Here is a 12,100-nt window from a genome sequence, read left to right as displayed (position 1 = left end):
AGGTCATGAGCAACCCCCAGCAGCTGCGTTACAGCAAGGAGCACGAGTGGCTGTCGGACGCCGAGGGCGGCGTCGCGACGGTCGGCATCACGGAGTTCGCGGCCAACGCGCTCGGTGACGTCGTCTACGCCCAGCTTCCCGAGGTCGGCGACACGGTGACCGCGGGCGAGACCTGCGGCGAGCTGGAGTCGACCAAGTCGGTCAGCGACCTGTACTCCCCCGTCTCCGGCGAGGTCGTCGAGTCCAACCAGGACGTCGTCGACAACCCGGCGCTCGTGAACACGGACCCGTTCGAGGGCGGCTGGCTGTTCAAGGTGCGCGTCGCGGAGGAGCCGGGCGACCTGCTCTCCGCCGACGAGTACGCCAAGCTCACCGCCGGCAACTGACCCAGGGGATCCTGATGTCCGTACTGAACACCCCTCTCCACGAACTCGACCCCGACGTCGCCGCCGCCGTCGACGCCGAGCTCGCGCGCCAGCAGTCCACCCTGGAGATGATCGCGTCGGAGAACTTCGCTCCGGTCGCCGTCATGGAGGCCCAGGGCTCGGTCCTGACCAACAAGTACGCCGAGGGCTACCCCGGCCGCCGCTACTACGGCGGCTGCGAGCACGTCGACGTGGTCGAGCAGATCGCGATCGACCGCATCAAGGCGCTGTTCGGCGCCGAGGCCGCGAACGTCCAGCCGCACTCCGGTGCGCAGGCGAACGCCGCCGCGATGTTCGCGCTCCTGAAGCCGGGCGACACGATCATGGGCCTGAACCTGGCCCACGGCGGTCACCTGACCCACGGCATGAAGATCAACTTCTCCGGCAAGCTCTACAACGTGGTCCCCTACCACGTCGACGAGTCGGGCCAGGTCGACATGGCCGAGGTCGAGCGCCTCGCCAAGGAGTCCAAGCCGCAGCTGATCGTCGCGGGCTGGTCCGCCTACCCGCGCCAGCTGGACTTCGCCGCCTTCCGCCGCATCGCGGACGAGGTCGGCGCGTACCTGATGGTCGACATGGCGCACTTCGCGGGCCTGGTCGCCGCGGGGTTGCACCCGAACCCGGTGCCGCACGCCCACGTCGTCACCACCACCACGCACAAGACCCTCGGCGGTCCGCGCGGCGGTGTCATCCTGTCGACGCAGGAGCTGGCCAAGAAGATCAACTCCGCGGTCTTCCCCGGTCAGCAGGGCGGCCCGCTGGAGCACGTGATCGCCGCCAAGGCGGTCTCCTTCAAGGTCGCGGCCTCGGAGGACTTCAAGGAGCGCCAGGTGCGCACCCTCGAGGGCGCGAAGATCATCGCCGAGCGCCTGGTGCAGCCGGACGTCACCGAGGTCGGCGTGTCCGTCCTCTCCGGCGGTACGGATGTCCACCTGGTCCTGGTCGACCTGCGCAACTCGGAGCTCGACGGCCAGCAGGCCGAGGACCGGCTCCACGAGATCGGCATCACGGTCAACCGGAACGCCATCCCGAACGACCCGCGCCCGCCGATGGTCACCTCGGGTCTGCGCATCGGTACGCCGGCGCTCGCCACCCGCGGTTTCGGCGCCGAGGACTTCACCGAGGTCGCGGAGATCATCGCGGCCGCGCTGAAGCCGGCGTACGACAGCGAGTCGCTCAAGGCCCGCGTCTCCGCGCTCGCCGCGAAGTTCCCGCTGTACCCGTCGCTCTAGCGGCGGCTTGGGGGCCCGGCCTCGTCTCGTACGGGGCCGGGCCCTTCCCATGCCCCGGGCGCACCTTGATCCCGTACACGCGCCCGTACCCCTCCCGATCCGTCCGGCGGCCGAGCCGTTCACGTCGCCGCGTTAAGCTCACCTGTCGGACAAAATCCGCACAACGCACCCACCCGGCACGATCCGCCTCCCCCTCCCACCCCACGAGCAGACAAGGGAGTCCGCCAGTGGCCATCTCCGTCTTCGACCTCTTCTCCATCGGCATCGGCCCGTCCTCCTCCCACACGGTCGGCCCGATGCGCGCGGCACGCATGTTCGTGACCCGTCTGAAGAAGGACGGCGTCCTCGCGCAGACCGCGTCCGTCCGCGCGGAGCTGTTCGGATCCCTCGGCGCGACCGGCCACGGCCACGGCACCCCCAAGGCGGTGCTGCTGGGGCTGGAGGGACACTCGCCGCGCACGGTCGACGTGGAGGGCGCGGACGAGGAGGTGGAGCGCATCCGCAAGAGCGGCCGGCTGCGCCTGCTGGGGGCGGAGATAGGCGATGTCCACGAGATCGCCTTCGACGAGCCGAACCAGCTGATCCTGCACCGCCGCCGCTCGCTGCCCTACCACGCGAACGGCATGACGCTCTTCGCGTACGACGCCTCCGGCGCCCCGCTGCTGGAGAAGACCTACTACTCGGTCGGCGGCGGGTTCGTCGTGGACGAGGACGCGGTCGGCGAAGACCGGATCAAGCTCGACGACACGGTGCTGAAGTACCCCTTCCGCTCCGGCGACGAGATGCTGCGCCTGGCGAACGAGACCGGCCTGTCGATCTCCTCGCTGATGCTGGAGAACGAGAAGGCCTGGCGCACCGAGGAGGAGATTCGCGAGGGCCTGCTGGAGATCTGGCGGGTCATGCAGGCCTGTGTCGCGCGCGGCATGTCCCGCGAGGGCATCCTGCCGGGCGGCCTGCGGGTCAAGCGGCGGGCCGCCTCCACCGCGCGCCAGCTGCGCACCGAGGGCGACCCGATGATGCACCGCAGCGAGTGGACGACGATCTACGCGATGGCGGTGAACGAGGAGAACGCGGCGGGCGGCCGGGTCGTGACCGCCCCGACCAACGGCGCGGCGGGCGTCCTGCCGGCCGTCCTGCACTACTACATGAACTTCGTGCCGGGCGCGGACGAGGACGGCGTCGTCCGCTTCCTCCTCGCGGCGGGCGCGATCGGCATGCTCTTCAAGGAGAACGCCTCGATCTCCGGCGCCGAGGTCGGCTGCCAGGGCGAGGTCGGCTCGGCCTGCTCGATGGCGGCCGGCGCCCTCGCCGAGGTCCTGGGCGGCACCCCGGAGCAGGTCGAGAACGCGGCCGAGATCGGCATGGAGCACAACCTGGGCCTGACCTGCGACCCGGTCGGCGGCCTGGTCCAGATCCCGTGCATCGAGCGCAACGGCATGGCGGCGGTCAAGGCGGTCACCGCGGCGAAGATGGCGATGCGCGGCGACGGCAGCCACAAGGTCTCCCTCGACAAGGTCATCAAGACCATGAAGGAGACCGGCGCGGACATGAAGGTGAAGTACAAGGAGACCGCGCGCGGCGGCCTGGCGGTCAACGTCATCGAATGCTGAGACGCGGCGGCCGGCCCCACGCCGGCTGACGCACGGGGCCCGGCGCGCACGCTGCGCGCCGGGCCCCCGTCGTTCGCGGGGGTTGTTCGCGGCCGCGCCGGTCGACCGGCGGGTCGGCACGGAGTCGGGCGGCTGCGAAAAGTTGCGGTGGAACCGGAACTGCGGGATTCGCCCCGGCGTCCTAGGTTCTGCCAGCAGTCCCGTCTCTCGAGAACCGAGGGGACGTCATGATCCACCCACGTCGCCGGCAGCTCACCGCCCTGGCATCCGGCGCTCTGCTCGCCGTCTGCCTCTCCTTCGCCGCTCCCGCCTCGGCCGCCGCCACCGCCGCCGGTGCGTCAGCCACCCGGGCCCAGGCCCAGACCCAGACCCCGCTCGTCGTCAACGCCCGCTGGGCGGGGCACGCCACCTACGACCGGATCGTCATCGACCTGCAGGGGTACGTCCCCGGGGCGACCGTCACTCCCGTCGCGCAGCTGATCTACGACGGCTCGGGCAAACCCGTGCCGCTGCCCGGCAAGCACTTCCTGGAGATCCGCCTCAACCCCGCGGCGGCGCACAACGACGCCGGGACGAGCGTCTACACCGGACCCAAGCTCCAGCAGATCCCGCTCCCCAAGCTCAAGGGCATCGCCATGACCGGCGACTACGAGGGGTACGTGACCTTCGGCGCCGCCTTCGACACCCTGCCCTACTACCGCACCTTCGCCCTGCACTCGCCCGAGCGACTGGTCGTGGACATCGCCCACTGACCGCCGCCGCCCGGCAGCCCGCGTCCCACGGGGAGCGCCGCTCCCCGCGGGCCGGGTCACCGTCCGGGGCCTTGGCGGCCGGGTCACTGCCCGGCCCGCGGGCAACCGGAACCGCTCGGAACGGCATGGCCCGCCGAGCAGCACGCGCGTGCGACCGAAAGGAAAACCGGAAGTCCCGTGGCCCGCCCGGCCGTTGGCGCGCGACCACCGCCGGGGACCTCTCCGCGCCCGCCGCAGCGCGCGGGCAAGCGGAGTTCGGACACCTCGTGGCCCGTTCGAGACGGGTTGTTACCGGCCCGCTCCGCCCACTAGGGTCAGCGGGCCTTGGTGTTCGGGAAACCGGTGGAAAACCGGTGCGGCCCTCGCCACTGTGATCGGGGAAGTCCGGCTCCACTCTCCCCCTGCCTCCGTCGGGGGGGAACCCCAGCGGGAAGCCACTGGGACACCGTGCGGAACACCGTACGGCCCCGGGAAGGCGGAGCCCGGGCATCAGCACCCGTGAGCCAGGAGACCGGCCGGGGCGCGTTGTCCATCCACGAGGTGCTGGAGAGGTCTCCCCACTCATGCATATTGCCGAGGGGTTCCTACCCCCGTTGCACGCGGTCGCCTGGGGCGCCGCGTCCGCTCCGTTCGTCGTCCACGGCGTCCGGGCCCTCACCCGCGAGGTGAAGGCGAATCCCGAGAGCACGCTCCTGCTCGGCGCGTCCGGAGCGTTCACGTTCGTGCTCTCCGCCCTGAAGGTCCCGTCCGTGACGGGCAGCTGCTCCCACCCCACCGGTACCGGTCTCGGCGCCATCCTGTTCAAGCCGCCGATCATGGCGGTGCTCGGCACGATCACGCTGCTCTTCCAGGCGCTGCTGCTCGCCCACGGCGGGCTCACCACGCTCGGCGCCAACGTCTTCTCGATGGCGGTGGCCGGCCCCTGGGCGGGCTACGCCGTCTACCGGCTGCTGCGGAAGTTCGACGCGCCGCTGATGGTGGCGGTGTTCTTCGGCGCGTTCTTCGCCGACCTGGTCACCTACTGCGTGACCTCCGTGCAGCTGGCGCTGGCCTTCCCGGACGCCGCCACCGGGTTCACCGGCGCGCTGGTGAAGTTCGCCGAGATCTTCGCGCTCACCCAGATCCCGCTCGCGGTGAGCGAGGGGCTGCTGACCGTACTCGTGATGCGGCTGCTGATGCAGTCCAGCAAGTCGGACCTGGTCCGGCTCGGCGTGGCCCGGCTCACCGGATCCGACAAGCAGCGGGAGGCGACGGCCTGATGACCAGGAACGCGAAGATCAACACCCTGCTGCTGCTCCTGGTGGCGGCGCTGGCCGTCCTCCCGATCGCGCTGGGTCTGGGAGACGGCAAGGAGGAGCCCTTCGCGGGCGCCGACGGGCAGGCGGAGGCGGCCATCACCGAGCTGCGGCCGGACTACGAGCCGTGGTTCTCCCCGCTGTACGAACCTCCGTCCGCGGAGGTGGAGTCGGCCCTCTTCGCCCTCCAGGCGGCGCTGGGCGCGGGCGTGCTCGCGTACTACTTCGGGATCCGCAGAGGGCGCCGCCAGGGCGCCGCGGCAGCGGCGGCCACACCGCCCGCCGAACCCCCCGCCACGGAGTCGTAGGCGGTGCTGCCGATCGACGCGGCGGCGCACTCCAGCCGGTGGCGCCATCGCCATCCGCTGGACAAGGCGGTCCTGGGCATCGGACTGACGATCACCGCGGTGTGCCTCCCTCCCTGGCCCGGCGGGCCGTTGGTGGGGGTGGCCACCCTCTGCCTGCTGCTCGGGCCCGCCGGGGTGCCCGGGCGGCAGCTGTGGCGCGCCTTCCGGATCCCGCTCGGGTTCTGCTTCACCGGCGCGCTGCCGCTGCTGGTGGCGGTGGGCGGGCCGGACGGCTTCCTCTCGCCGGCCCCGGGCGGGCCCCGGCAGGCCGTCGAGCTGCTGCTGCGCACCTCGGCGGCCTCGCTCGGCGTGCTGCTGTTCGCCTTCACCACCCCGGTCTCGGACGTGCTGCCGCGGCTGGTGCGGGCCGGGGTCCCGGCCCCGGTGGTGGACGTGGCCCTGGTCATGTACCGGATCGGGTTCCTGCTGCTCGACTCCCTGGCCCGGATCCGCCAGGCCCAGGCGGCCCGGCTGGGCACCGCCGGCCGGGCGGCGGCCTGGCGGTCGGTGGCCGGGCTCGCCGCGACCTCGTTCGTACGGGCCTTCGACCGCGCGGCGCGGCTCCAGGCGGGCCTCGCCGGCCGGGGCTACGACGGCGCGCTGCGGGTCCTGGTCCCGCAGTCCACCCCGTCCCGGCCGTTCCTGGCCTGGTCCGGCGCGCTGCTGGCCGGGCTGGTCGCCGTCACTCTCGCGTTGAAGGAGCTGTTCCTGTGAGGCCGTTGGTGGAACTGGTGGGCGCGGGCTACGCGTATGAGGACGGGCCCGCCGTGCTCCGCGGAGTGGACTTCGGGATCGCCGCGGGGCGGGCGCTGGTCCTGCTCGGCCGCAACGGCAGCGGCAAGACCACGCTGATGCGGCTGCTGAGCGGCGGCCTCAAGCCCGGCTCGGGCGCGCTGCTCCTGGACGGCGCGGTGGTGGCCCATGACCGGGCGGGCCTGACCCGGCTGCGGACGGCGGTGCAGCTGGTCGTGCAGGACCCGGACGACCAGTTGTTCGCGGCCTCGGTGGAACAGGACGTGTCCTTCGGCCCGATGAACCTGGGCCTGCCCCTCGCCGAGGTCCGCGAGCGGGTCGGCTCCGCCCTCGCCGCCCTGGACATCACGGCGCTGCGCGACCGCCCGACGCACCTGCTGTCTTACGGGCAGCGCAAGCGGGCGGCCATCGCGGGTGCGGTGGCGATGGCTCCGCGGGTGCTGATCCTGGACGAGCCGACGGCCGGTCTGGACCCGGACGGCCAGGAGCGGCTGCTGGAGGTGCTGGCGGGGCTGCGTGCCTCGGGCACGACGGTGGTGATGGCCACGCACGACGTGGACCTGGCCGTGCGCTGGGCCGACGACGCGGCGGTGCTGACCCCGTCCGGCATCCGGGTGGGGCCGGCGGCGGAACTCCTGTCCGATCGCGCGCTGCTCGCCGAGGCGGGCCTGCGCCAGGCGTGGTCCCCGGCGGTGACGGCCCTGCTGCGCAGCCGGGGCCTGCTGGCCCCCGGCCTCCCGGGCCCGCGCACCCCGGAGGCGCTGGCGGACTGGCGGTAGGGGCCGGGACGGCCCGGGGCCTCCCTAGGATGGCGTCATGTCGCTGCCGCACGCCATCCTCACCGCCCTGCTCGAGAAGCCCTCGTCGGGGCTGGAGCTGACCCGGCGGTTCGACAAGTCGATCGGGTACTTCTGGTCGGCGACGCACCAGCAGATCTACCGCGAGCTCGGCCGGCTGGAGGAGTCCGGGCTGATCCGGGAGCTGCCGAGCGAGGTGCCCGTGCGCGGGCAGAAGAAGGAGTACGAGGTCCTGGCGGCGGGCAGCGCGGAGCTGGCGCGGTGGGTCGGCGAGAGCCAGGACCCCAAGCCGATGCGCGATCCCCTGCTGCTGCGCATCCGCGCGGCGGGCGTGGTCGGACCGCACGGGCTCGGGCCGGAGCTGCGGCGCCATCTGGAGCTGCACCGGCAGCAGCTGGCGCAGTACGAGGCGATCGAGGAGAAGGACTTCCCCCCGGAGCGCGACGCCGTGGAGGACCGGCTGCGCCGGCTGGTCCTGCACGGCGGGATCGCCCTGGAGACGTTCTGGCTGCACTGGCTGGAGGAGGCCCTCGGCGAGGTCGGGGACACGGCCCCCTCGGACGGGCCCGGCCCCGGGGCATGACCGCGCCCCCGTCCCGGCGGGCGGAACGGGGGCGGGGGCCGGCTGTCCGGCCGGGGACTACTTGTTCAGGGCGGCCCAGAACTCGTCGAAGCTCAGCAGGCCGTCGCCGTCGGCGTCCTTGGCCGCGACGATCGCGTCCGCGACCGAACCGGTGACGTAGGCGTCCCCCATGGCCTTCATGGCCGCGCTGTACTCGTCGGCCGTGATGAAGCCGTCACCGTTCACGTCGAACTTGTCGAACGTCGCCCGCGCGCTCTCGATGCTCGCCACTGGGTCCACCCCTTCTTGGTGCTTGTTGACCGGCTCAGGGTAGCCGCCCCCCGCACCGGCCACGGCTGCGGGGCCCGTACGGGACCTGGGCCCTGTCGTCAAAGTCGCGCCTGGCCCGCGCCACTGTGACGACAGGACCTAGCGGAAGATGCCGGTGTGGCCGAGCGAGTAGCGGCCGGGCTGCGGGTAGACGGCGAGGCCGTGCGGGCCGCCGCCGACGGGGATCCGGGCGAGCTGCTTGCCGGTGGCCGTGTCGATCGCGTAGACCTCGGAGTCGTAGCGGCCCGAGAGCCACAGCACCTTGCCGTCGGCGGAGACACCGCCCATGTCCGGGCTGCCGCCGTCGGGCAGCGTCCACTTCTTGGTGAGCTTGTTCCGCGGGAAGTCGAAGACCGAGATGGTGCCCTCGCCGCGGTTGGAGACGTACATCTCCTTGGAGTCCCGGCTCACGTACAGGCCGTGGCAGCCCTTCCCGGTCGGCAGCAGCTTGGGCACCTCGAACTTGTCGCCGCCGAGCACCCACATGCCGTGCGCCATCATGTCCGCGATGTAGAAGGTCTTGCCGTCCGGGGACACCTTGACGTCCTGCGGCATGGCGCCCTCGAAGGGCAGTTTCTGCTGGCCGACGACCTCCATCTTCTCGGTGTCGACCTTGAGGAGCTCCCCGGAGAACTCGCAGCTGACGATGAAGTAGCGGCCGTCGGCGGAGAAGTCCGCGTGGTTGACGCCGTAGCAGCTCACCGGGACGGTCTTCACGCGGTCCATGGTGTGCGGGTCGCGGAAGACCAGCTCCTTGTCCATCGAGGCCATGACGATCGCGTACTTGCCGTTCGGCGTGAAGTACAGGTTGTACGGGTCGTGCACCTCGACGGGCTTGCCCGCCTCCCCCGTGGCCGGGTTGATCGGGGTCAGCGTGTGGCCGCGGTTGTTGTTGACCCACAGGGTCTTCAGGTCCCAGGAGGGCACCACGTGCTGCGGCTGGACGCCGACCGGGATGGTGTCGATGACCTGGTAGGTGGCCGGGTCGATGACGGACACCGTGTTGGAGGCGGTGTTCGGCACGTAGACGCGCGAGGGGAAGTCCTTGACCACCGGCGAGAGCCGGTTCGGGCGGTCCGCCGCGTACACGTCGTTCGGATCGAGGAGCGGGGGCATGCCGGCGAGCCCCGGCGGGGCCGCCGGGACGGCCCTGGGGGGTCGGGCGGCACCCTTGGTGCTGAGCGCCTCAGCGGGTCCCTTGTCGGCCGATCCGCAGCCGGCCAGGGCGGCGAGGACCAGACCGGCCAGCAGCACGGCGGCCTTCCGGGGAAGGCAGGTGGTCTTCATGGCGTCAGCAGCTCCGTGGTGGTCACCGCGCGCAGCTTGCGGCGCGCGAGTTCTTCGAGGAGGGGCGGCATCGCGTCGACCGTGTCCGCGTAGCCGAAGTGCAGGCTCACCACCGATCCGGGCAGGATCGTCCCGGTGGCGTTGCGGATGACGGCCGCGGCACCGGGCGAGGTGAAGTCGAGGGAGTCCACGTCGTACGACAGGACGTGCGGATAGCCGGCCCGCCGGGCCAGCTTCTGGACGAGGGGGGTGGCGTACTGCGTCTGGGAGGGCCGGAACCAGGTGCCGATGGAGCCGGTGAGCCGCTTGAGCCGCTGGGCGCAGCCGGTGATCTCGGCGTATGCCTCGGCTTCCGGCATGTCGTTGATCGCGAGGTGGCGCTGGGTGTGGTTGCCCAGTTCGTGGCCGCCGTCGAGGATCCGGCGGGCCAGGTCGGGGTGGGCGTCGAGCCAGCCCCCGATCGCGAGGACGGTGACGCGCGCGCCGGCCTCCTCGGCCGCGGCGAGGACGGACCGGGCGGTGGCGGGATCACCGTTGCCGTGGAAGGTGAGGGCGACCCGGGGGCGGTCGCGCGGGCCGTGGGAGATCTCGACGGGCAGGCCGGGATACCGGCGCGGGAGCGCCGCGGCCGGTTGGGCGGGCCGGGCCGGTCTCGCCGGAGCGGGGGGCGGGGCGGAGGGCGCGGCGGCGGGGCGAGCCGGTCCGCAGGCGGCGGTGAGGCCGGCCGCGGCGGCGCCGGCCGTGGCGAGACCGCCCGCGCGCAGGACCGCGCGGCGGCCTGGATGTGAGAGCACCTGCCCATTTAAGGGGCGGAACGCTCACAAGGTAATGATTGACCCAATTCGGTACGTTGGCCGGAGTCGGCCCCGCGGCCGTCCGTCCGTTATGTGATCAACGATTTACACAGAGCGGTCGATAGTTATTCATTGAATGCGAGGTGAGTGGCTCACCTCACCTAGGATTTAACGCGAAACTCTCACTATTTGAACACTTATGTCCGAGTAGGGACTTTTGGCGTTCGGGGCCGCGTCTGCCATAGTCGGAACCACGGCTTCCCATTGACCCGAGCGAAGTCGCCACGCCGAGGATCACACCCCCTTCGATCCTCGGCGCACCCATGAAGCCCCCGCCCGCCCCACCACGGCGACCAGGGGGCTTCAGGCGTTCTGGCGGTCGGCCACGCGCATCTCGAACCAGGTGATCTTCCCGCGCGGCAGCAGGTCGGCCCCCCAGCGGTCGGACAGCTTGTCGACGAGGAACAGCCCCCGCCCGGTCGTGTCCAGTTCGTGGACCGGCATCAGGCACGGCAGCCCGCGCGAGGGGTCCCGCACCTCCACCCGGATCCAGCCGCGCCGCCGGTGCATGCGTAAACCGAAGGAGCGGGCGCCGGTGTGCCGGACCGCGTTGCCCACGAGTTCCGAGACCAGCAGGACGGCGTGCTCGGAGATCTGCGGCGAGAGCCCCCAGAGCCGTATCACCACGCACTGGGTGAGCCTGCGGGCGGTACCGGCCGACTCCGGCATGGACGGCAGGGTCACTTCCGCCTCGGCGGGGTTCCCGTACAACTCCAGCGCCTTCAGACCCTGTTCGTCCTCAAGTGCCGCCGTGAGCCGCACGGCCGAAGCGCTGCTGCGCTGCCGCGGCTGTTCCACACCCTCCAGGCCCGCCATGCACCCATCATGGAGGGCCGACCTGCCCCTTCGGGCCGTTCCTCGGGAAAAGCCCCCGCGGAATCAACGACTCCGCAGAAGCTCCCCGTTCGGCACGAGACGCGGCCGGACGCCCTGCGCAACGGCCTTGACCAGCGGTGACCCAGCGCTCGGAAGTGATCACGGTCAGTGGATCACCGCATCCGCTTAAGGCTGCCTTAAGCCCTGGCTAATCCACTCGCAGGGGTCATGCGAACTTCGCCTTGCCCGGGCCCTCCTCGACGAAGCTGCGCATGCCGCGCTCGCGGTCCTCGGTGGCGAACAGGCCCGCGAACCAATTCCGTTCGATGGCGAGCCCCGTCTCGATGTCCGCCTCCAGGCCCGCGTCCACGCACTCCTTGGCGGCGCGCAGCGCGATCGCCGGGCCCTGCGCCAGCCGGGCGGCCCAGGCGTGCGCCTGCTCGTACACCTCGGCCGCGGGCACCACCCGGTCCACCAGGCCCAGCGCGAGCGCCTCGTCGGCCTTGACCATGCGCCCGGTGAAGATGAGGTCCTTGGCCCGGGACGGTCCGATGAGCCGGGACAGCCGCTGGGTGCCGCCGGCGCCCGGGATCAGGCCGAGCAGGATCTCGGGCTGGCCGAGCTTCGCGTTGTCGGCGGCGATCCGGTAGTCGGCGCAGAGCGCGAGTTCGCAACCGCCGCCCAGGGCGTAGCCGGTGACGGCCGCGACGACGGGCTTGGGGATGCGGGCCACCGCGGTGAAGGAGTCCTGCAGCGCGCGGGACCGGGCGATCATCGCCGCGTGGTCCATCACCTGCATCTCCTTGATGTCCGCGCCCGCCGCGAACACCTTCTCACCGCCGTAGAGGATCACCGCGCGGACGTCGGACCGGTCGGTCGCCTCCGCCGCGAGCGCGCGCAGCCCGTCCTGGGTGGCGATGTCCAGGGCGTTCATGGGCGGCCGGTCCAGGCGGATGGTGCCGACGCCTTCGGAGACTTCGAGAGAGAGGGTCATACGCGGAAGGTTAGTGGCCGCCGGTCCGGGGGTCTCCCCCGGAAAA

At 71.8% G+C, this 12,100-nt stretch carries 14 protein-coding genes and 1 riboswitch; of the genes, 9 read left to right on the top strand and 5 right to left on the bottom strand.

The window, feature by feature from the left end:
* Positions 1–5 precede the first annotated feature (5 nt).
* From gcvH to AC07FY_RS08825, 9 genes are all read left to right on the top strand, one after another.
* Complete coding sequence (gene gcvH, locus AC07FY_RS08865) at positions 6–386, top strand: glycine cleavage system protein GcvH (RefSeq protein ID WP_479002604.1); 381 nt, start codon at positions 6–8, stop codon at positions 384–386.
* A 14-nt stretch (positions 387–400) separates the two neighbouring features.
* The gene (gene glyA / locus AC07FY_RS08860; RefSeq protein ID WP_479002601.1) at positions 401–1,657 is read left to right on the top strand and encodes a serine hydroxymethyltransferase; all 1,257 of its coding nucleotides are present in this window, start codon (positions 401–403) and stop codon (positions 1,655–1,657) included.
* A gap of 227 nt (positions 1,658–1,884) precedes the next feature.
* On the top strand, positions 1,885–3,267 hold the full coding sequence (locus AC07FY_RS08855) for an L-serine ammonia-lyase (RefSeq protein WP_479002598.1): 1,383 nt from the start codon (positions 1,885–1,887) through the stop codon (positions 3,265–3,267).
* A 230-nt stretch (positions 3,268–3,497) separates the two neighbouring features.
* On the top strand, positions 3,498–4,019 hold the full coding sequence (locus AC07FY_RS08850) for an AMIN-like domain-containing (lipo)protein (RefSeq protein ID WP_479003184.1): 522 nt from the start codon (positions 3,498–3,500) through the stop codon (positions 4,017–4,019).
* Between the two features lie 308 nt (positions 4,020–4,327).
* Positions 4,328–4,553, top strand: a riboswitch (cobalamin riboswitch).
* A gap of 29 nt (positions 4,554–4,582) precedes the next feature.
* Positions 4,583–5,278, top strand: a complete 696-nt coding sequence (locus tag AC07FY_RS08845; RefSeq protein ID WP_479002595.1) for an energy-coupling factor ABC transporter permease — start codon at positions 4,583–4,585, stop codon at positions 5,276–5,278.
* Positions 5,278–5,622 (top strand): energy-coupling factor ABC transporter substrate-binding protein, encoded by a 345-nt coding sequence (locus tag AC07FY_RS08840; protein WP_479002592.1) that lies wholly within the window; start codon positions 5,278–5,280, stop codon positions 5,620–5,622. The genes AC07FY_RS08845 and AC07FY_RS08840 overlap by 1 nt, the downstream gene beginning before the upstream one ends.
* 3 nt (positions 5,623–5,625) lie before the next feature.
* Positions 5,626–6,375 carry a cobalt ECF transporter T component CbiQ gene (cbiQ, locus tag AC07FY_RS08835; protein ID WP_479002589.1) on the top strand — a complete coding sequence of 250 codons (750 nt, stop codon included), beginning with the start codon at positions 5,626–5,628 and terminating at the stop codon, positions 6,373–6,375.
* Complete coding sequence (locus tag AC07FY_RS08830; RefSeq protein WP_479002586.1) at positions 6,372–7,193, top strand: energy-coupling factor ABC transporter ATP-binding protein; 822 nt, start codon at positions 6,372–6,374, stop codon at positions 7,191–7,193. The genes cbiQ and AC07FY_RS08830 overlap by 4 nt, the downstream gene beginning before the upstream one ends.
* 37 nt (positions 7,194–7,230) lie before the next feature.
* A complete protein-coding gene (locus tag AC07FY_RS08825) occupies positions 7,231–7,794 on the top strand; it encodes a PadR family transcriptional regulator (RefSeq protein WP_479002583.1) in 564 nt (187 codons plus the stop codon).
* A 57-nt stretch (positions 7,795–7,851) separates the two neighbouring features.
* Here AC07FY_RS08825 and AC07FY_RS08820 read toward each other — a convergent pair whose 3' ends face one another.
* The 5 genes from AC07FY_RS08820 to AC07FY_RS08800 form a co-directional block, all read right to left on the bottom strand.
* On the bottom strand, positions 7,852–8,064 hold the full coding sequence (locus AC07FY_RS08820; protein ID WP_479002581.1) for an EF-hand domain-containing protein: 213 nt from the start codon (positions 8,062–8,064) through the stop codon (positions 7,852–7,854).
* A gap of 138 nt (positions 8,065–8,202) precedes the next feature.
* The gene (locus AC07FY_RS08815; protein WP_479002580.1) at positions 8,203–9,390 is read right to left on the bottom strand and encodes a YncE family protein; all 1,188 of its coding nucleotides are present in this window, start codon (positions 9,388–9,390) and stop codon (positions 8,203–8,205) included.
* Positions 9,387–10,184: a polysaccharide deacetylase family protein gene (locus tag AC07FY_RS08810; RefSeq protein WP_479002577.1), complete on the bottom strand. Its 798-nt coding sequence runs from the start codon at positions 10,182–10,184 to the stop codon at positions 9,387–9,389. Before AC07FY_RS08810 ends, AC07FY_RS08815 begins: the two co-directional genes overlap by 4 nt.
* 363 nt (positions 10,185–10,547) lie before the next feature.
* Positions 10,548–11,060, bottom strand: coding sequence for an ATP-binding protein (locus tag AC07FY_RS08805; protein ID WP_479002574.1), 513 nt, complete (start codon positions 11,058–11,060; stop codon positions 10,548–10,550).
* A gap of 226 nt (positions 11,061–11,286) precedes the next feature.
* Entirely contained in the window at positions 11,287–12,054 is a 768-nt protein-coding gene (locus AC07FY_RS08800) for an enoyl-CoA hydratase/isomerase family protein (protein WP_479002571.1), read from the bottom strand.
* Between the last annotated feature and the right edge of the window lie 46 nt (positions 12,055–12,100).

The sequence above is a fragment of the Streptomyces sp. NPDC045967 genome (assembly GCF_056430495.1).
This window is presented reverse-complemented; position numbering and strand designations above follow the sequence as displayed.

Bases quoted from the DNA above. Each gene is read 5' to 3' on its own strand.
- gcvH (WP_479002604.1), top strand. From the start codon at position 6: ATGAGCAACCCCCAGCAGCTGCGTTACAGCAAGGAGCACGAGTGGCTG.
- glyA (WP_479002601.1), top strand. From the start codon at position 401: ATGTCCGTACTGAACACCCCTCTCCACGAACTCGACCCCGACGTCGCC.
- AC07FY_RS08845 (WP_479002595.1), top strand. From the start codon at position 4,583: ATGCATATTGCCGAGGGGTTCCTACCCCCGTTGCACGCGGTCGCCTGG.
- AC07FY_RS08840 (WP_479002592.1), top strand. From the start codon at position 5,278: ATGACCAGGAACGCGAAGATCAACACCCTGCTGCTGCTCCTGGTGGCG.
- AC07FY_RS08825 (WP_479002583.1), top strand. From the start codon at position 7,231: ATGTCGCTGCCGCACGCCATCCTCACCGCCCTGCTCGAGAAGCCCTCG.
- AC07FY_RS08815 (WP_479002580.1), bottom strand. From the start codon at position 9,390: ATGAAGACCACCTGCCTTCCCCGGAAGGCCGCCGTGCTGCTGGCCGGT.
- AC07FY_RS08805 (WP_479002574.1), bottom strand. From the start codon at position 11,060: ATGGCGGGCCTGGAGGGTGTGGAACAGCCGCGGCAGCGCAGCAGCGCT.
- AC07FY_RS08800 (WP_479002571.1), bottom strand. From the start codon at position 12,054: ATGACCCTCTCTCTCGAAGTCTCCGAAGGCGTCGGCACCATCCGCCTG.